Origin of the sequence: Burkholderia sp. AU39826, from assembly GCF_020419965.1 — a bacterium.
Lineage (GTDB): Bacteria > Pseudomonadota > Gammaproteobacteria > Burkholderiales > Burkholderiaceae > Burkholderia > Burkholderia semiarida.
This window is the reverse complement of the sequence record NZ_JAIZQG010000008.1, coordinates 116,685-139,413: the sequence shown is the minus strand read 5'-3', so window position 1 is coordinate 139,413 and position 22,729 is coordinate 116,685. Positions and strand designations below refer to the sequence as shown.

At 67.1% G+C, this 22,729-nt stretch carries 28 protein-coding genes, 1 tRNA gene and 1 riboswitch; of the genes, 16 read left to right on the top strand and 13 right to left on the bottom strand.

From position 1 onward, the window contains the following. Positions 1-78: 78 nt before the first annotated feature. The 7 genes from yiaA (at position 79) to LGM42_RS17065 (ending at position 6,272) form a co-directional block, all read left to right on the top strand. Positions 79-522 carry an inner membrane protein YiaA gene (gene yiaA / locus LGM42_RS17095; RefSeq protein ID WP_059574344.1) on the top strand — a complete coding sequence of 148 codons (444 nt, stop codon included), beginning with the start codon at positions 79-81 and terminating at the stop codon, positions 520-522. A 140-nt stretch (positions 523-662) separates the two neighbouring features. Continuing rightward, positions 663-1,727 (top strand): glycosyltransferase, encoded by a 1,065-nt coding sequence (locus LGM42_RS17090; protein WP_226232739.1) that lies wholly within the window; start codon positions 663-665, stop codon positions 1,725-1,727. A 70-nt stretch (positions 1,728-1,797) separates the two neighbouring features. Beyond that, the gene (locus LGM42_RS17085; protein WP_226232712.1) at positions 1,798-2,814 is read left to right on the top strand and encodes a hypothetical protein; all 1,017 of its coding nucleotides are present in this window, start codon (positions 1,798-1,800) and stop codon (positions 2,812-2,814) included. After that, positions 2,811-3,560: a ferritin-like domain-containing protein gene (locus LGM42_RS17080; protein ID WP_226232711.1), complete on the top strand. Its 750-nt coding sequence runs from the start codon at positions 2,811-2,813 to the stop codon at positions 3,558-3,560. Before LGM42_RS17085 ends, LGM42_RS17080 begins: the two co-directional genes overlap by 4 nt. Further along, the gene (locus LGM42_RS17075; RefSeq protein ID WP_226232710.1) at positions 3,557-4,714 is read left to right on the top strand and encodes a hypothetical protein; all 1,158 of its coding nucleotides are present in this window, start codon (positions 3,557-3,559) and stop codon (positions 4,712-4,714) included. The genes LGM42_RS17080 and LGM42_RS17075 overlap by 4 nt, the downstream gene beginning before the upstream one ends. Further along, on the top strand, positions 4,711-5,328 hold the full coding sequence (locus LGM42_RS17070; RefSeq protein WP_226232709.1) for a phosphatase PAP2 family protein: 618 nt from the start codon (positions 4,711-4,713) through the stop codon (positions 5,326-5,328). Before LGM42_RS17075 ends, LGM42_RS17070 begins: the two co-directional genes overlap by 4 nt. Beyond that, on the top strand, positions 5,325-6,272 hold the full coding sequence (locus LGM42_RS17065; RefSeq protein ID WP_196485200.1) for a fatty acid desaturase family protein: 948 nt from the start codon (positions 5,325-5,327) through the stop codon (positions 6,270-6,272). The genes LGM42_RS17070 and LGM42_RS17065 overlap by 4 nt, the downstream gene beginning before the upstream one ends. 129 nt (positions 6,273-6,401) lie before the next feature. On the opposite strand, the gene LGM42_RS17060 is transcribed toward LGM42_RS17065, so the two are convergent. The 9 genes from LGM42_RS17060 to LGM42_RS17020 all read right to left on the bottom strand — a co-directional run bounded on the left by LGM42_RS17060 (position 6,402) and on the right by LGM42_RS17020 (position 12,960). Next, positions 6,402-6,478, bottom strand: a tRNA-Lys gene (locus LGM42_RS17060). Between the two features lie 108 nt (positions 6,479-6,586). Further along, complete coding sequence (gene ybgF / locus LGM42_RS17055; RefSeq protein ID WP_006484965.1) at positions 6,587-7,336, bottom strand: tol-pal system protein YbgF; 750 nt, start codon at positions 7,334-7,336, stop codon at positions 6,587-6,589. A gap of 19 nt (positions 7,337-7,355) precedes the next feature. Beyond that, complete coding sequence (gene pal, locus LGM42_RS17050) at positions 7,356-7,868, bottom strand: peptidoglycan-associated lipoprotein Pal (RefSeq protein ID WP_006484980.1); 513 nt, start codon at positions 7,866-7,868, stop codon at positions 7,356-7,358. 17 nt (positions 7,869-7,885) lie between these two features. Continuing rightward, positions 7,886-9,181, bottom strand: a complete 1,296-nt coding sequence (tolB, locus tag LGM42_RS17045) for a Tol-Pal system beta propeller repeat protein TolB (RefSeq protein ID WP_059574261.1) — start codon at positions 9,179-9,181, stop codon at positions 7,886-7,888. Between the two features lie 109 nt (positions 9,182-9,290). Then, the gene (gene tolA, locus LGM42_RS17040) at positions 9,291-10,328 is read right to left on the bottom strand and encodes a cell envelope integrity protein TolA (RefSeq protein ID WP_226232708.1); all 1,038 of its coding nucleotides are present in this window, start codon (positions 10,326-10,328) and stop codon (positions 9,291-9,293) included. Further along, entirely contained in the window at positions 10,325-10,774 is a 450-nt protein-coding gene (gene tolR / locus LGM42_RS17035) for a protein TolR (protein WP_006484943.1), read from the bottom strand. Before tolR ends, tolA begins: the two co-directional genes overlap by 4 nt. Positions 10,775-10,784: 10 nt before the next feature. Further along, on the bottom strand, positions 10,785-11,462 hold the full coding sequence (gene tolQ / locus LGM42_RS17030) for a protein TolQ (RefSeq protein WP_059574259.1): 678 nt from the start codon (positions 11,460-11,462) through the stop codon (positions 10,785-10,787). Positions 11,463-11,606: 144 nt separating this feature from the next. Beyond that, the gene (gene ybgC, locus LGM42_RS17025; RefSeq protein ID WP_059574258.1) at positions 11,607-12,092 is read right to left on the bottom strand and encodes a tol-pal system-associated acyl-CoA thioesterase; all 486 of its coding nucleotides are present in this window, start codon (positions 12,090-12,092) and stop codon (positions 11,607-11,609) included. Positions 12,093-12,213: 121 nt separating this feature from the next. Next, positions 12,214-12,960, bottom strand: a complete 747-nt coding sequence (locus tag LGM42_RS17020) for an SDR family NAD(P)-dependent oxidoreductase (RefSeq protein ID WP_226232707.1) — start codon at positions 12,958-12,960, stop codon at positions 12,214-12,216. A 180-nt stretch (positions 12,961-13,140) separates the two neighbouring features. After that, positions 13,141-13,241: riboswitch (ZMP/ZTP riboswitch) on the top strand. 137 nt (positions 13,242-13,378) lie between these two features. Here LGM42_RS17020 and glyA point away from each other — a divergent pair. The 7 genes from glyA (at position 13,379) to LGM42_RS16985 (ending at position 18,176) form a co-directional block, all read left to right on the top strand. Then, complete coding sequence (gene glyA, locus LGM42_RS17015; RefSeq protein ID WP_059574256.1) at positions 13,379-14,626, top strand: serine hydroxymethyltransferase; 1,248 nt, start codon at positions 13,379-13,381, stop codon at positions 14,624-14,626. Positions 14,627-14,632: 6 nt separating this feature from the next. After that, complete coding sequence (gene nrdR, locus LGM42_RS17010) at positions 14,633-15,112, top strand: transcriptional regulator NrdR (protein WP_050011738.1); 480 nt, start codon at positions 14,633-14,635, stop codon at positions 15,110-15,112. Positions 15,113-15,265: 153 nt separating this feature from the next. Then, on the top strand, positions 15,266-15,829 hold the full coding sequence (locus LGM42_RS17005; protein WP_226232706.1) for a GspH/FimT family pseudopilin: 564 nt from the start codon (positions 15,266-15,268) through the stop codon (positions 15,827-15,829). After that, positions 15,826-16,239, top strand: a complete 414-nt coding sequence (locus LGM42_RS17000) for a hypothetical protein (protein WP_124859726.1) — start codon at positions 15,826-15,828, stop codon at positions 16,237-16,239. The genes LGM42_RS17005 and LGM42_RS17000 overlap by 4 nt, the downstream gene beginning before the upstream one ends. After that, the gene (locus LGM42_RS16995; protein WP_226232705.1) at positions 16,229-17,062 is read left to right on the top strand and encodes a PilW family protein; all 834 of its coding nucleotides are present in this window, start codon (positions 16,229-16,231) and stop codon (positions 17,060-17,062) included. Before LGM42_RS17000 ends, LGM42_RS16995 begins: the two co-directional genes overlap by 11 nt. A gap of 143 nt (positions 17,063-17,205) precedes the next feature. Next, on the top strand, positions 17,206-17,733 hold the full coding sequence (locus LGM42_RS16990) for a hypothetical protein (protein ID WP_185716490.1): 528 nt from the start codon (positions 17,206-17,208) through the stop codon (positions 17,731-17,733). Beyond that, positions 17,730-18,176 (top strand): type IV pilin protein, encoded by a 447-nt coding sequence (locus LGM42_RS16985; RefSeq protein ID WP_226232704.1) that lies wholly within the window; start codon positions 17,730-17,732, stop codon positions 18,174-18,176. Before LGM42_RS16990 ends, LGM42_RS16985 begins: the two co-directional genes overlap by 4 nt. Before the next feature lie 66 nt (positions 18,177-18,242). Here LGM42_RS16985 and LGM42_RS16980 read toward each other — a convergent pair whose 3' ends face one another. From LGM42_RS16980 to LGM42_RS16970, 3 genes are all read right to left on the bottom strand, one after another. Further along, the gene (locus tag LGM42_RS16980) at positions 18,243-18,686 is read right to left on the bottom strand and encodes a DUF3318 domain-containing protein (protein ID WP_059574252.1); all 444 of its coding nucleotides are present in this window, start codon (positions 18,684-18,686) and stop codon (positions 18,243-18,245) included. A gap of 43 nt (positions 18,687-18,729) precedes the next feature. Continuing rightward, positions 18,730-19,119 carry a phage holin family protein gene (locus LGM42_RS16975; protein WP_059574251.1) on the bottom strand — a complete coding sequence of 130 codons (390 nt, stop codon included), beginning with the start codon at positions 19,117-19,119 and terminating at the stop codon, positions 18,730-18,732. A 122-nt stretch (positions 19,120-19,241) separates the two neighbouring features. Further along, positions 19,242-19,544: a DUF883 family protein gene (locus tag LGM42_RS16970; RefSeq protein WP_006494044.1), complete on the bottom strand. Its 303-nt coding sequence runs from the start codon at positions 19,542-19,544 to the stop codon at positions 19,242-19,244. 317 nt (positions 19,545-19,861) lie between these two features. On the opposite strand from LGM42_RS16970, the gene LGM42_RS16965 reads away from it, so the two are divergent. After that, positions 19,862-20,500: a peroxiredoxin gene (locus LGM42_RS16965; RefSeq protein ID WP_006476788.1), complete on the top strand. Its 639-nt coding sequence runs from the start codon at positions 19,862-19,864 to the stop codon at positions 20,498-20,500. Positions 20,501-20,630: 130 nt separating this feature from the next. Here the strand turns inward: LGM42_RS16965 and LGM42_RS16960 are convergent, their stop codons facing one another. Beyond that, positions 20,631-21,818 carry an acyl-CoA dehydrogenase gene (locus LGM42_RS16960; RefSeq protein WP_060011435.1) on the bottom strand — a complete coding sequence of 396 codons (1,188 nt, stop codon included), beginning with the start codon at positions 21,816-21,818 and terminating at the stop codon, positions 20,631-20,633. Between the two features lie 113 nt (positions 21,819-21,931). Between LGM42_RS16960 and LGM42_RS16955 the strand changes: the two genes are divergently transcribed. Beyond that, positions 21,932-22,723, top strand: coding sequence for an IclR family transcriptional regulator (locus tag LGM42_RS16955; RefSeq protein ID WP_060312746.1), 792 nt, complete (start codon positions 21,932-21,934; stop codon positions 22,721-22,723). Positions 22,724-22,729: the final 6 nt, after the last annotated feature.

Below are 22,729 nucleotides of genomic sequence, written 5' to 3'. Positions count from 1 at the left end.
CGCGCCAAAGCTGCTACCATGCGCAAAACGCAGTTCAACGACAACGATTTCGAACAACAAGAAAGAGAGGGCAAAGCAATGAACCAGACCACCATCCAGCAACCGTCGTTCGCATTCGTGGCCGCGTCGTGGGCCGCGCTGCTCGCCGGTTTCGCGGCATTCCTGATCGGGCTCTGGAACGCCGGCATGCAGCTCAACGAGAAGGGTTACTACTTCACCGTGCTGGTGTTCGGCCTCTATGCGGCGATCTCGCTGCAGAAGAGCGTGCGCGACCGCGCGGAAGGCATTCCCGTCACCGGCATCTACTACGGCCTCAGCTGGATCGCGCTGCTGCTGTCGATCGCGCTGCTGATCGTCGGCCTCTTCAACGCGACGCTGCAACTGAGCGAGAAGGGCTTCTACGCGATGTCGTTCGTGCTCGCGCTGTTCGGCTCGGTGGCCGTGCAGAAGAACACGCGCGACTTGCAGAACGCGAAGCCGCGCTATACCGACGCCGATTCCGCACCGTCGATCCACGAGTGACGGCAGGCGCAGCGGGCGCGCCCGCCGAGGCCGCCCGTTGCGCGACGACGCTCGCGGCGCCCGCATTCGCCGGCGCGCCGCGGCCCCGCTGTCTTTTCGTTTCGTCCATGCCGTCACGCATGACGATGGAGATATTCCGGATGCCGAACTTCACTGATACCGCTGCGCGGGCGCGCTTGGCCGCCCGTTCCGTGGCCGCGCACGCCGCGCTTGTGCTGGAGACGAACAACCTGCGCGGCGGCGCGGGCCTCGCGCAGGCCGTCGACAGCCTGAAACGCCTCGTGGCGGCGCTGTCGAAACAGACCGTGCCGCCGGCCGCCCTTGCGCAATGGATCATCACGCACGACGGCCTGCCCGCCGACGCGTGCGCGGAAATCGCCGCGGTGGCCGGCCGCCCAATCGACTTCGTCGAGATCGGTGCGAGCACCGGCTACTACGATGCAAAGAACGACGGCTTCGATCGCGTCGATGCCAATCGCTGCGACATCGTCGTATTCGGCGATGCCGACTGCCGGCCGGCCGACGACTGGCTCGAACATCTGCTTGCACCGTTCGCACGCGACGCGGGCGACGCGCCCGTCGCGGTGGCGGGGCGGACCAGCTACGCGCCCAACGTGCTCGGCATCGCGCTGACGTCGATCGATTTCATGTATTTCCCGAGCCCGCTACGCGATGGCGCGACGCGCAATTTCTACGCCAACAACGTCGCGTTCCGACGCGACGTGTTCGCGCAATTCCGTTACGAGCCGCTCGACGGCGTCTATCGCGCGCATTGCCAGGTGATGGGGCTGCGGATGCAGGCGGCTGGCGTGGCCGTCGAATTCGCACCGGCCGCGCATACCGAGCATCGGCTGCCGGACACACGTCGCGAATCGCTGAAGCTGCGCTGGATGCGCGGCGAGGACAGCGTCGGGCTGACGCCGCATCTCGTGAACGCGTACCTGCCGCGTCAATGGCAGTGGCTCGGCCGCAGCGGCCCGCTCGGCCCGTTCTGCGTGATGGCGATGCGGCTCGGCTACAGCCTGCGCGCGCTGGATCGCCAGCAGTTGCCGCGACTGGGCGCGGTTCGCTATCTGGCGGCCGTCGGCGTCACGGTCGCCGCATCCGCCGTCGATACGCTCGGCGCGCTCGCGCGCGGTTTCGGGCTCACGGGACGCGCATCGGCCCGGCGCGATCTCGACGCACTGTCTTATCACCGTCATTGATTGAAATGGCGCCACGCCTCGCGGCGCGGCCACGACACTTCGATATCCTGATTCCCTTCCGACGACGACCATGCCCTCACTCGCCACCCGCGTTGCCTGTCTCGCCCTGTTTGCCGCCAGCGTCGGCGCCGATGCCGCACCGGTCGATCGGGCGGGGCGCGGGATTTTTCACTTCACGTCGCAAAGCGGCTGCCCGTTCACGAATGCCGCCGCGTCGGACTGCAATCGAGTCGCGCTCGATGCGCCCGACGTTCACGCGAGCATCGATACCGATGCGCACACGATCGTTTTCTCGAGCGAGGCGGGCCGCCGCACGAAGGACGTGCTCGGCGACGTGCTGCTACAAGGCACGGGCGTCGATGCCGACGGGCGGCGTGTGCCGTTGAGCGTGCACGTTCTGCTGCGTCGCGACGGCCGGAAATGGGATCGTGACGTGTACGTCCATGCGCCCGTGCGCGGCAAGTTCACCGACGTGCGGATCGATCCGTATCGCGTGCGCGTGAAGGAGGGCGATCGCGAGCGCGACGTGCTCACACCGGACGAAACGCTTGCGCTGTTCGCGCATCCGACGCTCGCATCGCGGCTGGCGCGTCATCTCGTGAAGGTGAGTGCGACCGATCCGAAGCAGCCGTCCGCGGACGACATCACGATCGCGCTCGGTGTCGGCGGCCTGACGAAGGCGGTCGCGCGCGCGAGCTTCACGTCGAACGCACCGGGCGATGCCGACGTCGATCGCGCGCTCGCGTCCGGCACGTGGTCGATCCGCTTCGATGCGCTGAGCAATCACATTCCGGTGTGGGTCGCGCAGCGCGAGCTGTTCCTGTTCGGCCTCGACGGCAGCGCACTCGTGAAGGACGTGCGCGAACGCGGCTTTCGGAAGAACGACCGCATCGAGTTCGGCGCGCGCGACGGCAACGGCTATCTGCGCGTGAATGGCCGCGAGGAAGCGTTCGCGGGCGCGGCGGCCTCCGCGCATGCGTTCCTGCAGGAAAGCTTCGTCGGCCTGATCCTCGGCTGGCGTCGCGATCCGGCTGCCTCAGCCGCTGCCGCGACGAAATCTTCATCGGCACGCAGCGAGCCGGCATGACCGCGGCAAACGAATTGCCCGCGTCGTCGCGGGCCGCGTACGGCGAGCGCTTCGATTGTCTCGATACGCCGGTACCGCGTGGCCCGGCGTGGGTGCGTGCGTATCTCGTCGATCGCATCAAGCGGGCGGCGATCCGGCAGCTGCATCGCAGCACGCATGGCGAGCGCTGGATGCTGCGCATGTACCTGATCGGCGAAGAAGCGACCGAGTGCGCGTTGCACGAGGACTGGACCGGACAGCCGCCGGACTGGCTCGCGCCGCGCATCGAGCAGCATCTCGCGGACGAGCGCCGCCACGCGGCCGCATTTGCCGACGCGCTGCGCGAGCGCGGCGTCGACGCGTCGACCGGGCCGCATGAACCCGACTGGCTGAGCCGCCGCAAGATCATGCGATGGCGCCGGCTCGCGCAGCGCTACGCGCCGCATTTCGCGCAAGGCGTACTCGTGCCCGCGTATGCGACCGGCCTGTGCGCGGAACAGATGGCGATGCGCGTGCTCGCGCGCCACTGCGCGACGATCGGCGACGCGCATCCGCTGTATCCGCTGCTGTCGCGCGTGCTTGCCGACGAGACGCGCCACGTGCGGCTGTGCGCCGATACGCTGCGTCGCCTCGTCGAGCCGGCCGAGGCCGCGTCGCTCGCCGCGTTGCTGGACGAGATCCGCGCGATCGAAGGCGGTTTCGGCGTGACGGGCGCGCTGGCGATGGTTGCAGCCGGCTGGATCCAGTCGCTTCGTCCGCGCCCATGATGCCGCGCATCGTCTATCTCGCGACGGCCGACGCGCGCGGCCATCTGATGCGCGCGCAACTGCTCGTGCATGCGTTGCGCGCGGCCGGCGCGCAGGTCGACGTGCTGACGACGTCCGACGCAGGGCGGGCGTTTCTCGCCGCGTTCGGCATCGACGCGGACGTGCTGTCGCGGCACTACGCGGTGCAGTTCGACGAGCGGCAGGACATGCTGCGCGACGCGACCGATCGCAATGTCGCGCACTACGTGTTCAGGCCGACCCGCATGTTGCGCGACATCGCGCGGCTGCGCGCGATCGTGCGCGATGCGGATCTCGTGATCAATGACTCGTTTCATCCGGCGCTGCTGTTCATGGGCGCGGTGCCGGGCTGGCGGCGTCGCGTCGTCCACGTGTATGGCGGCAGCCTGCGCCGCGCGTTGACCGCGAATTTCGATGCACGGCTGCCGCGCGTGCTGGCGCGTGCGTTCGCGCGAATCGTCGACTGGCAGATCGATTCGGCGCTGGGCCGCATCGAGCATGATTTCGCGTACGGCTTCGCCGACGATGTGCAGCGCTCGCACCGGCATCGCCGGCTGCCGACGCCGGTGCCGATCGTCGCCGACCTGCCGGCGCCTGACCCCGCCGCCGCGGCCGTTTATCTGAATCCGCACTTTCGCGACGTCGCGCTCGCCGATGCGCTGTCGGCCGGCATGCGCGACGCGGGGCTCGCCGCACACCGGGTGGGCGAGGGCTACGCCGGGCACGACGGCTGGACCGGCGTCGACGCCGGCTGGCCGACGCGCGCCGCGCATGCGCCGCTGATCGTGTCGGCGCCCGGCATGGCCGCGCTGTCGATCGCGCATGTGTATCGCCGCCCGATCCTGCTCGTACAGACCGATCAACCCGAACAGGCGAGCAACGCCGCGCGCGCGGCACGGCTGCGGCTCGTGCACCGTGTCGTCACATGGCGTGGCGATGCGGCGGCATTCCGGCGCGAGGTAGCGCAGGCGTCGATCGCGCTGATGCGCGATCCCGGTACGCCGGCGGGGACGTTCGCGGGCCGCGAGCATGCGCGTGCGCGTCTCGACGCGTGGACATCGCACCTCCTCGTGCTGTGTCCGCATGCGCGAGCGGCCGATGCGCAAACCCGATGCGAGGCGCCGACGCCGCGATGAATACGCGAATGCTGCATGACGATCGCCGGCCCGATGTCCGGCAGATGCTGGCCGCGACATTCGGCATGGTCGCGGGTCTCGCGATCTTCTTTCTGCTTGAGCGCGGCGTCACGCCGCGCTACGTGCTGGCCACGGCGATCGATGCGCGGATTCCATTCATCGCGTGGTCGTGGTTCGTCTATGTCGCGTTCTTTCCGTTCGTGGTTGCGCTCGCCGCGTATGCGCGGCCGTCCGCATTCGCCGCGTTCAGGGAGGCCGTGCTGATCGCGTTCGTGCTCGGTGTGATCTGCTTCCTGCTGTTTCCGGAAGCCGTGCCGCGGCCCGACATCGCGGAGATCGGCAATGCGTTCGTGCGTCGGCGTCTTGCGCGCATGTGGCAGCTCGATCTTGCGGCCAACGGCTTCCCGAGCCTGCATGTCGCGGTGACGTGTCTGGCGTGCCGGATGCTGGCGGACCGGCGCCGGATCGTCGCGACGGCGATCGGGCTGCTGATCTGCGCGTCGACGCTGACGCTCAAGCAGCATACGGTCGCCGACGTGCTGGGTGGGGTCGTGCTCGCGGCGGTCGGCGCGCGATGGGTGGAGCGGCGTTCGCTGCGCAGGAGGCTTGCGTGACGGAGACGCACGTTCACCGCGTCGGATCGAACGCCGGGCTCGCGCGGTTCGTGCCCGATCCAGTGCTGTTTCGCGTGAGCACGGCGCGTGTCGGCGTGGCGCTCGCGGGTGACTGGCTGATGATCGCCGCCGCGTTCGCCGCGGCGATCGCGTTTGCGCATCCGCTTGCCTACGCGTGCGCGGCGATCGTGATCGCGCGCAGCCAGCTCGCGCTCGCGGTCATGATGCACGAAGGGGCGCACGGGCTGCTCGCGCGCAACCGGCACGTCAACGACGTGCTCGGGCAACTGCTCGCCGCCGGCCCGCTATGGCTGTCGCTGCGCACGTATCGGGCCGGCCATCTGAAGCACCATCGCGCGCCGATGCAGGCGGACGACCCCGTCGCGCTGCTGTTCGGCGTGCACGACTATCCGGTGACGCGCTCGCGGCTGATCGTCCGCCTGCTCGCGTACGCATGCGGGATCGGCTACGTGACGAGCGTCGTGAAGCTCGCGCGCGGCGCGTTCGCGCATGCGTTGCCGAAGGTCGAAAAATCGCGGGCGTATGCGGCGTGGGAGATCGCGTCGATGCTGGTCGGCAACGGCGCGCTGTTCGGCGCGCTCGCGCTGGCCGGACATCCGCTGCTGTACGTCGCGTTGTGGATCGTGCCGTCCGTCACGCTGTTGCCGTTCGCCGGGCAGGTGCGCGCGATCTTCGAGCATGCGGGGCTGCCGGCCGGCGCGGACCAGAGCCGCAACGCACGCACGATCGTCCGGCGTTCGTGGCAGACGTTCCTGTTCGGCCCGCATGCGATTCATTTCCATATCGAACATCATCTGTTCACGCGGATGCCGTTCCATAACCTGCCGGTCGTGCATCGGCAACTCGCGCAGTTGCGGTTGCTGCCCGACGGCAATCTGTATGCGGGATATGGTGCGGTGCTGCGCGACGTGAGCGTGCGGTGATCGGCCGGGATCAGGTCGCGCGCGATTGAGTGTGGACGAGCATCGTCGATGCATTCAGGCTCGAACGGCCAGGCGACAGACGCAAAAAAGCCTCCGCGAGGGAGGCTTTTTTGCACTATCGAAGATAGTTGGTAGGGTGGGAGGGACTCGAACCCTCGACTCTCTGATTAAAAGTCAGATACTCTAACCAACTGAGTTACCACCCCACGTTCTTGAAATCTGTCGGTTCGTTGCTTCAATAACCTGGGCAACGACCTAAAGAGCAAAAGATTATAGCGACGGGTTGCAGGGCTGTCAACAACGCGCCACGATAATTATTTGATCGTTTCGAGCTTGCCCTGCGCCGTCTGCGCCGCGTTCGAGCCGGCGTACTGCGACACGACCTGCTCGAACGTCTTCTTCGCGGCCGCCTTCTGGCCTTGTTCGAGCTGGTTCGTGCCGATCGCCACGAGGGCGTCGGCCGCGCGCGGGTGCTGCGGGAACTTGCTGACGATCCCTTGCCACGTCGCGGTCGAACCACGGTAGTCGCGCAGCGCGTATTGCGCGTTGCCGTACCAGTACTGCGCGGTCGGCTGATAGGGGCTCTGCGGATACTTCGCGATGAACGCGCGGAACGAAGCCGCCGCCGCCTTGAAGTTGCCGTTGCGGAACTGCTGCTGCGCCGCGCTGAGCGCATCCGTTTCACCCGGCTGCACGGTGCCTTCGACACCATCGATCGTCGCCTGCTGTGGCTCGAACTTCTTGAGCCGCGTGTCGAGATCCTGGTAGTACTCCTTCTGCTGCCGCTCGAGCGTCGTCAGCCGGTTCGTCAGATCCTCGTTCTCGCCGCGCAGCGTCGCGACCTGCTGGTTCAGCTGGTCGATACGGCCGGATTGATCGAGGATCGTACGCTGAGCGGCCGACAACTGGCTCGACAGGTTGTCGCTCTTGCTGCGCAGATCGAGCACGGCGCGGCGCGCCTCGTTGTCGTCGAACATGCCGGCGTGCGCCGGCGCGGCCGACCACGCCGCGCCCGCGACGCAGAATGCTGCGGCAACGCGCAGCCAGGTTGAACGGTGCGTCATACGGCGATTCTTCCGTTACTTACTGTTGGTAGACGAGGTCGGCGCGACGGTTCTGCGCCCACGATGCTTCGTCGTGACCCGTTGCCTGCGGCTTTTCCTTGCCGAGGCTCACGGCTTCCATTTGCGAGTCGTTCACGCCGAGCAGGGCCATCGCACGGCGGACGGCTTCCGCACGCTTCTGGCCCAGCGCGAGGTTGTACTCGCTCGTGCCGCGTTCGTCGGTGTTGCCCTGGATCAGCACGTGACGCTGCGGGTGGCTCTTCAGGTACTGCGCGTGCTGCTGCATCAGCGGCTGGTACTCGTCCTTCACCGAATAGCTGTCGAAGTCGAAGTAGATGCTGCGCTTCGCGAGCGGGCTGTTCGGGTCGTTCAGCGGATCGACGTTCACTTGCGCGACGTTGTCGGCGCTCGGCTGCGTGCTGACTGCGCCCGCGTTGTTCGCCTTGTCGTCGAGCTTCACACCCGACTTGCACGCGGCGAGCGCGCTGATCATCATCACGGCCAGGGCCAGACGAGCTTTATTCGACATCATGGTTACTCTCCTTGTGGTCATTGCATGAAGGGCCCCCACGACGGCTCGCGAACGGAGCCGCCCTGGACGGACAGGATCTGCGGCGGCGCGCTGCCGTCGGAAGGCACGGCGGCCAGAACGTTGCGGCCACCCGACTGGGTAGCGTACAGAAGGTACTGGCCGTTTGCCGCGAAGCTCGGCGATTCGTCGCGATTGGTATTCGTGATGGCGTTCGCCGCGCCAGTCTGCAGATCCTGAACGTACAGCTTGAAGCCCCCACCCGTGCGGGAGATGTAAGCGAGCAGCTTGCCGTCTGGGCTCACGCGCGGGCTGGTGTTGTAGCTGCCGGTGAAGGTCACGCGCTGCGCGGCACCGGCGCTTTCACCCTGGGCGGGCATCCGGTAGATCTGCGGCGCACCGCCCCGATCGCTCGTGAAGTAGATCCAGCGGCCGTCCGGCGAGTAGAACGGCTCGGTATCGATCGAACTGCTCTGCGTGAGACGGCGCAGGCCGCCCCCGTTCGCGTTGACCGTATAGATTTGCGTATTGCCCGTCAGCGACAGCGCGACGGCGAGCGTGTTGCTGTCCGGCGACCACGCCGGCGCGCTGTTGTTGCCCTTCTGGTCGGACACCATGTAGCGGCGGCCGGTCGGCAGGTCGTGGATGTAGACGATCGGCTTCTTGCGCTCGAACGATACGTACGCGACCTTCGTGCCGCTCGGCGACCACGCCGGCGAGATGATCGGTTCGGTGCTCGACAGCGCGATGCGCGCGTTCTGGCCGTCCGAATCCGAAATCTGCAGCTGGTAGCGATTACCGGTCTTGATCACGTACGACAGGCGCGTGGCGAACACGCCGCGCACGCCGAGCAGCTTCTGGTAGATGTAGTCGGCGATCTTGTGGCCGGCCGTGCGCAGCGTGGTGTCGGTGGCCGTCAGCGACAGGCCGCCAAGGCTTTGCTGCTTCACGGTGTCGTACAGGATGAAGTTGACCTTGTACTGGCCGTTCGCGTCGCGGTTCACGCTGCCGGCGACGAACGCGTTCGCGCCCTTTGCCTTCCATGCGCCGAGATCGACCGAGGCGGTCTCGGGCACGGGCGTGCTGCCTGCGTCGATGTTGGTGAACTTGCCGCTGCGGGCGAGGTCGGCGCGCACGATCGACGTGACCTGCTGCGGCAGGTTCGCCTCGTTCGTGAAATTCGCGGTGGCGATGGGGAACTGGGTCGACCCGACACCGGTGATCAGCACGTTGACCTGGGCGTTAGCGGCGCTGCCCGCCGTAATCAGACACGAGGCCACGAGTGCCCTGAAACCTAGCTTTGTCATCAAACTCATGCTTCTTGCTTCCCGTATGGCTTGGATCGCTGCGCAACCGCAGAGACAGTAAAAATACCCGATTCGTTCCCATCCGACAGCGACGCCCGGAGTGTAAGCGCATTTCGTTTCACTCCGCCGCCTTGAAGGTAATCGTAATGTCGGACGGGGTACGGCCGTTAGAATCGGGCGGCAACGGGACCGACGCGTGGATCGCATTCACCACGGCTTGATCCCACCCCGAATTCCCGCTCGAGCGGGAGACCGATGCGCTCAATACGTCACCGGACGGCGTGCACCGAATCTTGACGACGGTGGTCAGGCCTGCCCGCTCGCCGCCCCAAACGATGTTCGGCTTGACGCGGCGGCGCACCTTGTCGGCATAGCCGGGCGTCGCGGCATTGCCGCCGGAGCCCGTGCCGGTGCCGCTTTTCGCCAGGCCGTCGCCGCCGCCTTCGCCGGCGCCGGACAGGCCTTGCAGTTGCGCGAGGCGCGCGCTGCGCTCGCGGTCGAGCTTCGCGTTCGCCGCCGCATTGGCCTTCGCGCGCGCCGCGGCTTCGGCCTTCGCCTTGGCCTTCGCGGCCGCGTCGGCCTTCGCCTTCGCCGCCTGCTGCGCTTCGAGTTGCGCCTGCTTTTGCTGCTGGAGCTTCTGTTGTTCGAGTTTCTGCTGCTCGGCGAGCTGCTGTTGCCTGAGCTTCTCGGCCTGCTTCTGTTTGTCGCGTTCCGCGGCCTTCTGGGCGGCGAGGGCGGCGGCCTGCTGCGCGGCGAGCTGCGCACGCCGGGCTTCCTCTTCCTGCTGGGCCTTCAGTTGCTGGGCGCGGCGCTGCTGCTCGAGCAACGCTTCCCGCGCGGCCGCTTCCTGCTGACGCTTCTTCTGCTGCAGCGCGATGTCGGCCTGTTCGTCGCGCACCGGGGCAGGGGGCGGCGCGACCTTCGCGGGCGGCGCGGGCGTGACCACCGGCCGCGGCGCGGGGACGTCGGGCACTTCGGTCCACAGCTCGGCCTCGGCGCCGGCCGGCGTGCTGTTCTGCCACTGCACGCCGTGATAGAGGAACAGCGCGAGCAGCACGTGCATCAGCGCGGCGAGCGCGAACGCGCGCCACGTCCCGCGCTCGCGGGGAGGCTGGAGCGGGTACGCGGATCTGCGCGTGGATTGCTGCCGGTTCATTGCGATTTGACGAGGAGGCCGACGCGCTTGACGCCGCGCGCCTTCAGATCGGACATCACGGTCATGACGGCATCGTACTGCACGGTCTTGTCGGCTGCGATCACGACCGGCTGGTCAGGGTGATCGGCCTGCCGGGCCGAGATGAAGCTGTCGAGCTCGGCCTTCGTCATCGTGTCTTCCTGGGTCGCGCCCGAGTCGCCCTTGTACTTGACGCTCATCGTGCGGTCGGCCTTGATGTTGACGACGACGGGCGGCGTCTGCTCTTGCGGCGCGGCATTGCCGACGGTGGGCAGGTTGATGATCGACGGGGCGACGAGCGGTGCTGTGACCATGAAGATCACGAGCAGCACCAGCATCACGTCGATGTACGGCACGACGTTGATGTCGGCCATTGCGCGGCGCGAGCGGCCGCCGCGCATGCTGGATCGGATGGGGCTTCCTGCCATGGCGCGCTCCTTACTGGGCCTGACGCTGCAGGATGTTCGAGAACTCTTCGATGAAGGTCTCGAAGCGGATCGCGAGGCGATCGATGTCGTGCGCGTAGCGGTTGTACGCGACCACCGCCGGAATCGCGGCGAACAGGCCGATCGCGGTGGCGACGAGCGCCTCGGCGATGCCCGGCGCGACGTTCGCGAGCGTGGCCTGCTGCACGTTCGCGAGGCCGCGGAACGAGTTCATGATCCCCCAGACCGTGCCGAACAGACCGATGTACGGGCTGACCGAGCCGACCGACGCGAGGAACGCGAGGTTCGCCTCGAGCACGTCCATTTCACGCTGGAACGACGCGCGCATCGCGCGGCGCGCACCGTCGAGCACGAGGCCCGGGTCGCTCAGGCGCTTTTCCTTTCCCTTCAGGAATTCGCGCATCCCCGATTCGAAGATCCGCTCGAGTGCGCCGATCGTATGGCGGTTGTTGGCTGCGCTCTGATACAGCGCCTGCAGGTCGCCGCCCGACCAGAAGTCCTTTTCGAAGCGTTCGGTCTGCGCGCGCGCGCGGCGGATGGCAAACCATTTGCGGAAGATGAAGGTCCACGACATCAGCGACAGCAGCAGCAGCAGCCCCATCACGGCCTGGGCCAGCACGCTCGCGTTGAGGACGAGGGAAATGATCGACAGGTCTTGAACAGTATTCATAGAGGTTTGAGTAACGTCCCTTCGGGGGTGCCCGGCAAGGGCGTCCGGCGTGCGTGCGGCGCGGCGCGCCGGCCATGCCTGACGCCGAACCTTGCTTAGTATCGAATCAGAACGGCAAGTTCATAGGCTGTGTCTAAACGGCGCTCATGCGAGCTTCGTTGACAAACCAGTCTGCCCGGCGTCGATGACGGGCCCGCGTTGCAGCGCGTCGAGCACGGCCGGCGGGATGGCCGCGGGCCGGATGCCGTGACGGTCGACGCAGCCGAGGCGGATGTGCCCGACCACGAGCAGCGTGTCGCCACACCAGGCTTCCTGCGTGAATTCCACCGACGCGCGGCCGATGCGTCCAGGCCGGCTCGTGATCGTCAACGTGTCGTCGAGTCGCGCCGGCGCGCGGTAGTCGAGCGACGTGTTGCGCACGATGAAGATCGCACCGGTATCGTCGGCGAGCCGACGCTGGTCGACGCCGCAGGCGCGGAGCCACTCGGTTCGGGCGCGTTCGAAGAACTTCAGGTAGTTGGCATAGAAGACGATGCCGCCTGCGTCGGTATCCTCGTAGTACACGCGCACCGGCCAGGTAAAGCCGGACGGCGCTTCCGGGGAGCGGGTGGGCTGAGTCATGGCGCGCATTCTACCGGAAGGCAAAGACCGGATTCGTAACCGATTCGTAACGGAATGTAGTGCGTCGTGGCACACCGTCATGGCACACCGCGGGCCGGCCGGAGGCGGGCCCGCGGCTGCGGGCGACGTGTCAGCCGCGATGGACGGTGAGGCCGGCCGGGGCTTGCGCGACCGGCATCATTTCGATCGTGTTGATGTTGACGTGCGCGGGGCGCGTCGCAATCCAGTAGATCGTGTCTGCGATGTCCTCGGCGGTGAGCGGCTGGACGTTCTGGTAGACGTTCGCCGCCTTTGCATCGTCGCCGCGGAAGCGGACGTTCGAGAACTCCGTGCCGCCGCACAGGCCCGGCTCGATGTCGGTGACGCGCAACGGCGTGCCGATCAGGTCGGTGCGCAGGTTCAGGCTGAATTGTCTGACGAACGCCTTGGTCGCGCCGTAAACGTTCCCGCCCGGATACGGATAGGTGCCGGCCACCGAGCCCAGGTTGAAGATATGGCCGCGACCGCGCGCGATCATGCCGGGCAGCAATGCGTGCGTGACGGCCACGAGGCCCGAGCAATTCGTGTCGATCATGGTCTGCCACTCGTCGAGGCTCGCCTTCTGGGCCGGCTCGACGCCGAGTGCGAGGCCGGCATTGTTGACGAGTACGTCGAGCGCCGCGAATTCGGCGGGAAGGGCGGCCGGCACGGCCTCGACGGCGGCGCGGTCGCGCACGTCGAGCTCGAGCGGCAGCAGGGCGTCGCCGAGTTCGGCGGCGAGCGCGTCGAGACGGTCCTTGCGGCGTGCGGTCGCGACGACGCGATGGCCGCCCTTGACGAAGGCACGGGAGATGGCGGCGCCGAAGCCGGCGGACGCGCCTGTGACGAACACGATCATTGCTGCTCCTGGTCGGTAACGGAATAGCGGGTGGAATCCCGCAAGCCTACTGAGAATGCCGCACCGCGGCAAGGCGGCAAAGCGTGTCGGCACGGGCGCGTAGAGTCCGGCCCCAATTGATTCGGGCGCCCTGCCGCGCGGTTGCCTATTCATGACGCATCCAATACACTAATGCGCTCATCACCCCTGCGTGACTGGCGATAGAACCCTTCGGGTTCAAGGTGGAGCATCCCACCGTGAAGCGCGGGGCGCCGTTTTTGCCGTTCGCCTGGGCAGCCGTTGTGCGCCGTCGCGTGCATCGCCGGTGGCTGTCCTGCCTCGCGTCATACGGATTCTTCCGCCACGTCGAGCTGGTCTCGCCAGCGGCGCACCGTACTCGGCCACTCCGGTCAACCTGTACACACTTAACGGAAACCGTATGTTTGACAGAGCCCAAAGCACCATCGCGAACGTCGATCCCGAAATCTTCGCAGCGATCGAGCAGGAAAACCGCCGCCAGGAAGATCACATCGAGCTGATCGCGTCGGAAAACTACACGAGCCCGGCCGTGATGGCCGCGCAGGGCTCGCAGCTCACGAACAAGTACGCGGAAGGGTATCCGGGCAAGCGCTACTACGGCGGTTGCGAGTACGTCGACGTGGTCGAGCAATTGGCGATCGACCGTGTGAAGCAGCTGTTTGGCGCGGAAGCCGCGAACGTGCAGCCTAACTCGGGTTCGCAGGCGAACCAGGGCGTGTTCTTCGCGATGCTCAAGCCGGGCGACACGATCATGGGCATGAGCCTCGCGCATGGCGGCCACCTGACGCACGGCTCGCCGGTGAACATGTCGGGCAAGTGGTTCAACGTGGTGAGCTACGGCCTGAACGAAAACGAAGACATCGACTACGACGCGGCCGAGAAGCTGGCGAACGAACACAAGCCGAAGCTGATCGTCGCGGGTGCGTCGGCGTTCGCGCTGAAGATCGATTTCGAGCGTCTGGCGAAGATCGCGAAGTCGGTCGGTGCGTACCTGATGGTCGACATGGCGCACTACGCTGGCCTGATCGCGGCGGGCGTGTACCCGAACCCGGTGCCGCACGCGGATTTCGTGACGACGACGACGCACAAGAGCCTGCGCGGCCCGCGCGGCGGCGTGATCCTGATGAAGGCCGAGTACGAGAAGCCGATCAACTCCGCGATCTTCCCGGGGATCCAGGGCGGCCCGCTGATGCATGTGATCGCGGCGAAGGCCGTGGCGTTCAAGGAAGCGCTGTCGCCGGAGTTCAAGGCATATCAGCAGAAGGTGGTCGAGAACGCACGCGTGCTGGCCGAAACGCTGGTCAAGCGCGGGCTGCGGATCGTGTCGGGCCGCACGGAAAGCCACGTGATGCTGGTGGACCTGCGTGCGAAGAACATCACCGGCAAGGCAGCGGAAGCGGCACTCGGCGCGGCGCACATCACGGTGAACAAGAACGCGATCCCGAACGACCCGGAAAAGCCGTTCGTGACGAGCGGCATCCGTCTCGGCTCGCCGGCGATGACGACGCGCGGCTTCGGGCCGGCGGAAGCCGAGCAGGTCGGCAACCTGATCGCCGACGTGCTGGAGAACCCGGAAGATGCGGCGACGATCGAGCGCGTGCGCGCGCAGGTCGCCGAGCTGACCAAGCGTTTCCCGGTCTATCGCTGATCGCCGATGCGCTGCCCGTTCTGCCGGCATGACGACACGCAGGTCGTCGACTCGCGCGTGTCCGAAGATGGCGCCGCGATTCGGCGGCGCCGTCGCTGCTCGGCTTGCGACAAGCGCTTCACGACGTACGAGCGGGTCGAGTTGTCGCTGCCGTTCGTCGTGAAGAAGGACGGCAGCCGCACGGAATTCGACCGTCGCAAGATCGTCGCCAGCATGCAACTCGCGCTGCGCAAGCGGCCGGTTGCCGCCGACGCGATCGATGCGGCGGTCGCCCGCATCGAATATCAACTGCTCGCGACTGGCGAGCGTGAAGTGCGTAGCGAGAAGCTGGGCGAGCTCGTGATGAACGAGTTGCGCGGCCTCGATACGATTGCCTATGTGCGCTTCGCATCGGTGTATCGCCAGTTCGAGGATGTCTCCGAATTTGCCGACGTGATCGAAGAGTTCCGTCGCGCCTCTCCCGCCAAGACCCCGCGTAAGCGCTGACGCGCTGCGTTCGTTCATCGTCTGCTCCGTTGGTTCGATTCGCGCCGATTGTGTCGGTCGCGATCGCATGTCGCCAGTCGGCCGTTCGGCCAATGGCGTGCGTCCGCACGCGCCGCTACAGTCGTCGCATCACCGTGGCGGAGGACGATTGCGATGGAACCGGGCGCTCAATCCTTGAAGAATGTGGTGCAACGATCGGGCGGATTCACGCTCGTCGAGCTGATGGTCGCCCTGTCGCTGGCGGCGGGGCTGGCGCTCTATGCGGTGCCCACGTTCGACCAGTGGCGCATGCGTGAACGCGTGGATGCCCGCTCGCGCGCGCTGCTCGGTGCGCTGTCGTTTGCGCGTACCGAGGCAACGCGCCTCGGTACGCGCGTCACGCTGTGCCGCGCCGGGCGCGACGGCGCCTGCCTGCGTGCCGGAGAGCGGTGCGATCCGGCCGAATGGTCGTGCGACTGGATCGTCAGCGGGCAGGTCGACGGGTACTCGCGTGTGCTGCGACGCTATCCGCGCGATGCGGAAGTGGCCGTCGTGGGCGCCGCGCATGAGCTCGCGTTCGCACCGCCGGTCGGCCAGTCGATCGGCGGGATCCGGCGTTTCGAGTTGCGTCCGAGGCGCGGCGTGTCCGATGCCGACGACGCGCGCGCATCGCGTTGCGTGCGCATCGCGGCCGGCGGCCGCGCGCGGATGGTCGCCGGTCGCTGCGACGCGGCATGATCGCCATGCGCCATGCCATGCGCGGGACGTCGTTGCTCGAGGCGACGCTCGCCATCGCGCTGCTCGCCACCGTAATGTTGGCGGTCGCCGGCAGCCAGCTCGCGATGGCGCGTACGCAGCGCGCGACGATCTGGCGCGAGCGCGCGCTGTGGCTGGCCGATGCACGGATCGAGCGTCTGCATGCCGCCGCGGCGGTCGACGACGGCCTCGCGGCGTCGGCGGCGACGTCGTTGCCCGGTGGCGCGATGACGCTCGACGGCGGGCCGGGCGGCGTCCGCTACGCGGTCGTCGGCTGGCGGGGCGGCAACGGGGGCGCGTCGCCGCGCTGCGATGCGGCAGGGGCGTCGTCAGCGCAGCCGCGATCGTGTGTCCGGATACCGTTTCGGGAGAGGGCACGCGATGAGCGCTGATCGCCGTACGTGTGGCCATACGCTGCTCGAAGTGCTGATTGCGATGACCGTCGGGCTGCTCGTGCTCGCGGCGGCCGGTGCGCTGTACCACGCGCAGCGCATTGCGCAGCGTCGCGCGGAAGACGGGTTCAGGATGCGCGACGCGGCGGCGGCCGCGCTGATGCTGATCGGTCAGCAGATCCAGATGGCGGGTTTCCGGCCGCTCGATGCCGAAGCGGCATCGCCGTTGCCGCCGGTGTTCGGCTGTTCGACGGCACGCGTGCGCGGTAGCGGCGCACAGGTGCGCTGCGAGCCCGCGCGTTCGGCGTCGGACGCGTTGCTGGTCCGGTATGTCGGCGATGCCGTGTCCACGTGGACGACGGTGAGCGGCCAGGCGTCGGATTGCCTCGGGCAGGGTGTCGGCGAGCCGGGCGAGCCGGCGCCGATGGAGAATCGCTTCGATGCGCATGTCAGCCCGTCGACGGGCGAGCCCGAACTGTATTGCGAAGGAAGTGGCCGTCCGGGCACGCCGCAGCCCGTCGTGGCGGGGATCGATCAGTTGCGCATCCGTTATTTGCGTCGCGGCGCCATGCGGTTCGTCGACGCCGACGCGATGCGTGCCGACGACTGGCGCGAGGTCGTGGCCGTGCATCTCTGCGTCAGGGCGCGCGGCGAGCCGATGCGCGAACCGGCGCGTCAGGTCGACTGCGACGGCCGCGTTGCCGTGGCGTCGGACGGCCGCGCCCGTTTGACACTCGATCGCATCGTCGCGTTGCGCAACGTCGCGCTCGCCGCCGACGCTGCGTCGCATGATGCCATTCGAGCAAGCGAGGTGGCGCGATGAGCGGAGCATCGCGATACGCGCGGGATGGCATCTTGCGACGCGGCGAGGCTGGCCACGCGCACGAGCGCAGCGTCGCGAGCGGCGGCGATCGGCAGCACGCCGTACGTGCTCGCGTTCCAGCGGCGACTCCGCGCGAGCCGAACATGCGTTTCCGGCCCGGTCGCCGTGCGTGGCGGCGCGATGCGGGCCTTGCGTTGCCTGCGGTGATCGCCATCGGCGCAGCGGTCGCGGCACTGACGGGTACATGGTTCGACGCCGCGCTGACGGAGTCGCGCCGCACACGCGCATTGTCCGATCGGCTGATTGCATTCCACGCGGCCGATGCCGCGCTTGCCGCGTGTACCGCGCGATTGCTGCGCGGCTCGGCGCCGTATGTGTACGAAAGCGAATCGCATGCGGAGCCCGACGCATGGCGACGCATGCCGCCGCTGGCGGCTGCCGAAGCGTTCACGCCATTCGCCGAATGGCCGATGGCCGAGCAGCCGCCGCGATGCCTGATCGAGGCGTGGCGGCGTCCGGCAGGGCAGGCACGCGACCGCGCTTATCTTGTGACCGCGCGCGGTGTCGGCGCGCACGCGTCGAGTGCCGTATGGTTGCAGCACCAGGTTGCGATGCGGGACGGCCATATCGTCGTGCTGCGCTGGCGTCGTGTCGCGGCGGTGCTTCGATGAACGGCCGCCTGTTCAGGGTTCGAGCGGCGGGGGTCACGCTGATCGAACTGATGATCGTGCTCGCGATCGTCGCGGTGCTGGCCGGGTGGGGTATCCCGTCGTATCGCGAGCATGTCGTGCGGGTTCACCGCGCGTCGGCGGTGTCCGCGCTATACCGTGCGGCCCAGTATCTCGAAACGCTCGACGGTGCGCCGCCGGCGGCATTGCCGGACGCGCTCGCGCAGGCGCCGCCGGACGGGCCGGCCGTGTATCGATTGACGCTCGGGCGGCCGGACGGCGACGAGTCGCCGGTGAGCTATGAACTGGTAGCGACGCCGCTCGACACGGGGCCGATGCGCGACGATGCATGCGGCATGTTCACGCTGCGCTCGGACGGGACGAAAGGCAATGCGGGAAGTGGGGGCGCCGACGAACCAGGCGCTGCCTGCTGGGGTGTGCGCTGAGTTCGCAACGAACGCGCGCAACGAACGCGCGGCGGCGCATGGCCGTGCGCGCGGGAGGCCCCGCGGTCAGTCGTCGCGTGCGTCGAGCCCGCGCTCGTCGCGGGACTGCTTCCAGATCCGGTAGACCTCCCATGCGGCGAAGCCGAGCGTGCCCCACTTCAACGCGGGGCCCGCGCTTGCGCGTAGCAGCGAGCGAACGGGTTTCGCGAGCACGAGCGATGCGAGGGAACTCAGCATCGGATACTGGTTGACGAGGTGGCCGAGGCTTGCGTTCAGGTTCCTGGCCGACTGGCCGAACTTGCCGGTCGACAGCCCGGGGATGAACACCTTGAGCCAGCTGAAGCGCGTGACGGCCTGGCGCATTTCGGCGGCGGCTTCCGCGAGTTCGAGCCGCTCGACTTCGGATCGCAGGATCAGCAGTTCCTTGCGCAGCGCGCGGTGCTGCGACGCGCTCCAGTTCGATCGCGACGAATGGGAGCGGGATGGATTGCCCGTGATGTTCTGGCTCATGGCGCGTCGGCGAAGTAGGTGGAAGGGATGAGCGCGAGGGCGTTCACGGCTTGCCGCGGAACAGGTCGCGGTCTTTCTCGAGTTCGGCGAGCGTCGCCTCGAACACGGTTGGCGCGCCCCGCAGGCCCGAGCGCGCCTTCAGCCCGCATACGATGCCGCCAACGGCATACAGCGCGGTGATCGCGGCGAGCGACTGCCAGCGGTAGGTATCCCAGAACGCGATCGCGATCAGCACGGTCAGGCTGATGAGTGCCATCGTCGCGAGCATCATCGCGGCGAGGCCGAGGAACAGCACGCCCATCAGGCGCTCCTTCTCCTCGGCAAGCTCGATGCCCACCAGTTCGAGGCGCGTTTGCAGGAGGCCGATGGCCGAGCCGACGAGGCGGCGCAGCGGTCCTTGACCGGACGGCTGCGAGGGGGTGTCTGTCGTCATGGATGCGGTGCTTGCGCGTACAGTGAGCAGCTAGGACAAAGCCGCCGGCGCAGGCCGGCCGGCTTCGACGCCCGCGCGCCGCGTCATCATGCGGCCCGCGGGACGAAACGGCGCAAAGCGCGTTACTTGCGGTTGATCAGCAGGCCGATCAGCACGCCAACGCCGGCAGCCACGCCGATCGACGTCCACGGATGCTCGTGCACGTAGTCGTCGGTCGCGCGCGCGGCCTTCTTGCCTTTCTCGACCACCACGACCTGGACGTCGGCTGCCTTTTCCTTGGCCTGCTTCAGGCGCGACATGGCTTTCTCGCGCAGCTCGGCCGCACGGTCGCCCGTGCTGCTCGCAGCTTGCTTGAGCAGGTCTTCGGCGTCCGAGAGAACGGTTTTGATATCCGACATCAGTTTCTCCTTGTTGATTTCCGACATTGCAACTCCCTTCGTGCTGTCATGCTGCAGGTTCACATCGTAGCGAAACCCGTGCCTGCTGGCGAGCCGGGAAGACGCACGGCGGCAGCGCAAGACTGCATGGTAAACGACTTGTAATGATGAACAGAGCGGCAAAGGGATTGAAAAGTTTCCCCGCTGCCGTCCGTTCTCCCACGACGCCGGGCAAAAATGACAAAAAAGTATGAATATCAAACGGAATAATCGTTCGCACGGCCCATTGCTTCCCGTAAGCTGATGGACTGCCCCGCGCTGTCCGGCGCGCGGTTTCAACCAGCATCGTTCGAGGAGGGAACATCATGAGTCTGCGTCTTGGCGACATCGCACCGGATTTCGAGCAGGAATCGAGCCTGGGCACCATCAAGTTTCACGAGTGGCTCGGCAACAGCTGGGGTGTCCTGTTCTCGCATCCGGCCGACTACACGCCGGTGTGCACGACCGAACTCGGGCTGACCTCGAAGCTGAAGGGCGAATTCGAGAAACGCAACGTGAAGGTGATCGCGCTGTCGGTCGACGGCGTCGAATCGCACAAGGGCTGGATCAACGACATCAACGAGACGCAGTCGACGGTCGTGGGCTTCCCGATCATCGCCGACGCGGACCGCAAGGTGTCGCAGCTGTACGACATGATTCACCCGAATGCGAACGAAACGCTGACGGTGCGTTCGCTGTTCGTGATCGACCCGAACAAGAAGGTGCGGCTCACGATCACCTATCCGGCCAGCACGGGGCGCAATTTCGACGAAGTGCTGCGCGTGATCGATTCGCTGCAGTTGACCGACAATTACAAGGTCGCGACGCCCGGCAACTGGAAGGACGGCGACGACGTCGTGATCGTGCCGTCGCTGCAGGATCCGGAAGAATTGAAGAAGCGCTTCCCGAAGGGCTTCAACGCGGTGCGTCCGTATCTGCGCCTGACGCCGCAGCCGAACAAGTAAGCATCGACGCAGCCCCTGCCCGCGGCTGCGATGACAAAGGCCCGTCCGGCAGCGATGCCGGGCGGGCCTTTTACGTGGCGGCGCTCGCGGGCGCGGCATCGCCGCCGCCGCGTGCGTCATGGCCGAATCATCAGAAGAACGCCTGGATGCCCGTCTGCGCACGGCCGAGGATCAGCGCGTGGATGTCGTGCGTGCCTTCGTACGTGTTCACCACTTCGAGATTCACGAGATGGCGTGCGACGCCGAATTCGTCGGAGATGCCGTTGCCGCCGAGCATGTCGCGCGCGAGCCGCGCGATGTCGAGCGCCTTGCCGCACGAGTTGCGCTTCATGATCGACGTGATCTCGACGGCGGCCGTGCCTTCGTCCTTCATCCGGCCGAGGCGCAGCACGCCTTGCAGGCCGAGCGTGATTTCGGTCTGCATGTCGGCGAGCTTCTTCTGGATCAACTGGTTCGCGGCGAGCGGCCGGCCGAACTGCTGGCGGTCGAGCACGTACTGGCGTGCGGTGTGCCAGCACGACTCGGCGGCGCCGAGCGCGCCCCACGCGATCCCGTAGCGCGCCGAGTTCAGGCAGGTGAACGGGCCGCGCAGGCCGCTCACGTTCGGCATCAGGTTCTCTTCGGGCACGAACACCTCGTCGAGCACGATCTCGCCGGTGATCGACGCGCGCAGCCCGACCTTGCCGTGGATCGCCGGCGCCGACAGGCCCTTCCAGCCCTTCTCGAGGATGAAGCCGCGGATCGCGTCCTTGCCGTTTTCTTCCAGTTTCGCCCACACGACGAACACGTCGGCGATCGGCGAGTTGGTGATCCACATCTTCGCGCCGGACAGCGCGTAGCCGCCCGGCACCTTCTTCGCGCGCGTGACCATGCTGCCCGGGTCGGAGCCGTGGTTCGGCTCGGTCAGCCCGAAGCAGCCGATCCATTCGCCGGTCGCGAGCTTCGGCAGGTATTTCCGCTTCTGCGCGTCGGAGCCGAATTCGAAGATCGGCACCATCACGAGCGACGACTGCACAGACATCATCGACCGGTAGCCCGAATCGACGCGCTCGACTTCGCGCGCGATCAGCCCGTAGCTCACGTAGTTGAGGCCGGGGCCGCCATATTCCTCGGGAATCGTCGGGCCGAGCAGGCCGAGTTCGCCCATCTCGCGAAAGATGGCCGCGTCGGTGCGTTCGTGGCGGAACGCTTCGGTGACGCGCGGCGCGAGCTTGTCCTGTGCGTAGGCCTGCGCGGCGTCGCGCACCATCCGCTCGTCCTCGGTCAGTTGCTGGTCGAGCAGCAGCGGATCGTCCCAATGAAAAGTTGCAGCACTCATCGTCTCATCTCCTGTTGGTCCGGTCTTCCAGCCGGCCCCATGCCAAAGTTCGCTTGACTATGGTTCCGCTGTGCGGAACAATGTTTTGCAAATTGAACTCAGTGTAGCACCGGATGACGCTTTCAACCATCGACGACACCACGATCGACGAGCGCAAGTTCGTCGTCGCGCTCGCACGCGGGCTCGACCTGCTGCGCGCCTTTCGGCCCGGCGAGACGATGCTGGGCAATCGCGATTTCGCTGAACGCACCGGCCTGCCGAAGGCGACGGTGAACCGGCTCGCCTATACGCTGACCGTGCTCGGCTATCTGCGCTACGACGAGACGCTCGGCAAGTATGCGCTGGACGCCGGCGTGCTGTCGCTCGGCTACGCGTTGCTGTCGGGCTCAGGGACGATCGATCTCGCGCGGCCGCACATGCAGGCGCTCGCGCGCGAGATTGGCGCGGCCGTGTCGCTCGGCTGCCGCGACGGGCTCGACATGATCTATCTGGAGACGATCCGCAGCGAGACCGCGCTGACGCTCGGGCTCGCGCCCGGTTCGCGGCTGTCGATGCTGACGAGCTCGATGGGGCGCGCGTACCTGGCCGTGCAGCCGGAGGACGTGCGCGGTGCGCTCTATGCCGAGCTGCACCGCGCGGCCGGCGGCGCGGCCGATGCCGATGCGCTCGTCACCGCCGCGCAGCACGCGGTGGCCGAGTTCTCGGCGAGCGGTTGCTGCTATTCGTTCCGCGCGTGGCACACGGACGTGAATGCGGCAGCCGTGCCGTTTCGCGAGCCGCGCGAGGGTCGCTGGCTGATCCTGAGCTGCAGCGGACCCGCATCGTCGATGGACGAGGGCGTGTTCCGCACGCAAGTCGGGCCGAAGCTGAAGGCGCTCGCGCAACGGCTCGGGCAGACGGTCTGAGCAACG

What these genes read in the sequence shown, in the direction of transcription:
- ybgC (WP_059574258.1), bottom strand. Translation starts at nt 12,092, where the DNA reads ATGCGCGCCATGACTCAGCCCACCCGCTCCCCGGAAGCGCCGTCCGGC.
- LGM42_RS16990 (WP_185716490.1), top strand. Translation starts at nt 17,206, where the DNA reads ATGCGTTTCCGGCCCGGTCGCCGTGCGTGGCGGCGCGATGCGGGCCTT.
- nrdR (WP_050011738.1), top strand. Translation starts at nt 14,633, where the DNA reads ATGCGCTGCCCGTTCTGCCGGCATGACGACACGCAGGTCGTCGACTCG.
- LGM42_RS16980 (WP_059574252.1), bottom strand. Translation starts at nt 18,686, where the DNA reads ATGAGCCAGAACATCACGGGCAATCCATCCCGCTCCCATTCGTCGCGA.
- LGM42_RS17005 (WP_226232706.1), top strand. Translation starts at nt 15,266, where the DNA reads ATGGAACCGGGCGCTCAATCCTTGAAGAATGTGGTGCAACGATCGGGC.
- LGM42_RS16970 (WP_006494044.1), bottom strand. Translation starts at nt 19,544, where the DNA reads ATGTCGGAAATCAACAAGGAGAAACTGATGTCGGATATCAAAACCGTT.
- LGM42_RS16955 (WP_060312746.1), top strand. Translation starts at nt 21,932, where the DNA reads ATGACGCTTTCAACCATCGACGACACCACGATCGACGAGCGCAAGTTC.
- LGM42_RS17000 (WP_124859726.1), top strand. Translation starts at nt 15,826, where the DNA reads ATGATCGCCATGCGCCATGCCATGCGCGGGACGTCGTTGCTCGAGGCG.
- tolQ (WP_059574259.1), bottom strand. Translation starts at nt 11,462, where the DNA reads ATGAATACTGTTCAAGACCTGTCGATCATTTCCCTCGTCCTCAACGCG.
- ybgF (WP_006484965.1), bottom strand. Translation starts at nt 7,336, where the DNA reads ATGACGCACCGTTCAACCTGGCTGCGCGTTGCCGCAGCATTCTGCGTC.
- LGM42_RS17020 (WP_226232707.1), bottom strand. Translation starts at nt 12,960, where the DNA reads ATGATCGTGTTCGTCACAGGCGCGTCCGCCGGCTTCGGCGCCGCCATC.
- LGM42_RS16995 (WP_226232705.1), top strand. Translation starts at nt 16,229, where the DNA reads ATGAGCGCTGATCGCCGTACGTGTGGCCATACGCTGCTCGAAGTGCTG.
- LGM42_RS17090 (WP_226232739.1), top strand. Translation starts at nt 663, where the DNA reads ATGCCGAACTTCACTGATACCGCTGCGCGGGCGCGCTTGGCCGCCCGT.
- yiaA (WP_059574344.1), top strand. Translation starts at nt 79, where the DNA reads ATGAACCAGACCACCATCCAGCAACCGTCGTTCGCATTCGTGGCCGCG.
- pal (WP_006484980.1), bottom strand. Translation starts at nt 7,868, where the DNA reads ATGATGTCGAATAAAGCTCGTCTGGCCCTGGCCGTGATGATGATCAGC.
- tolA (WP_226232708.1), bottom strand. Translation starts at nt 10,328, where the DNA reads ATGAACCGGCAGCAATCCACGCGCAGATCCGCGTACCCGCTCCAGCCT.
- LGM42_RS17080 (WP_226232711.1), top strand. Translation starts at nt 2,811, where the DNA reads ATGACCGCGGCAAACGAATTGCCCGCGTCGTCGCGGGCCGCGTACGGC.
- LGM42_RS16965 (WP_006476788.1), top strand. Translation starts at nt 19,862, where the DNA reads ATGAGTCTGCGTCTTGGCGACATCGCACCGGATTTCGAGCAGGAATCG.
- LGM42_RS17070 (WP_226232709.1), top strand. Translation starts at nt 4,711, where the DNA reads ATGAATACGCGAATGCTGCATGACGATCGCCGGCCCGATGTCCGGCAG.
- LGM42_RS16975 (WP_059574251.1), bottom strand. Translation starts at nt 19,119, where the DNA reads ATGACGACAGACACCCCCTCGCAGCCGTCCGGTCAAGGACCGCTGCGC.
- glyA (WP_059574256.1), top strand. Translation starts at nt 13,379, where the DNA reads ATGTTTGACAGAGCCCAAAGCACCATCGCGAACGTCGATCCCGAAATC.
- LGM42_RS16985 (WP_226232704.1), top strand. Translation starts at nt 17,730, where the DNA reads ATGAACGGCCGCCTGTTCAGGGTTCGAGCGGCGGGGGTCACGCTGATC.
- tolB (WP_059574261.1), bottom strand. Translation starts at nt 9,181, where the DNA reads ATGAGTTTGATGACAAAGCTAGGTTTCAGGGCACTCGTGGCCTCGTGT.
- LGM42_RS17085 (WP_226232712.1), top strand. Translation starts at nt 1,798, where the DNA reads ATGCCCTCACTCGCCACCCGCGTTGCCTGTCTCGCCCTGTTTGCCGCC.
- LGM42_RS16960 (WP_060011435.1), bottom strand. Translation starts at nt 21,818, where the DNA reads ATGAGTGCTGCAACTTTTCATTGGGACGATCCGCTGCTGCTCGACCAG.
- LGM42_RS17075 (WP_226232710.1), top strand. Translation starts at nt 3,557, where the DNA reads ATGATGCCGCGCATCGTCTATCTCGCGACGGCCGACGCGCGCGGCCAT.
- tolR (WP_006484943.1), bottom strand. Translation starts at nt 10,774, where the DNA reads ATGGCAGGAAGCCCCATCCGATCCAGCATGCGCGGCGGCCGCTCGCGC.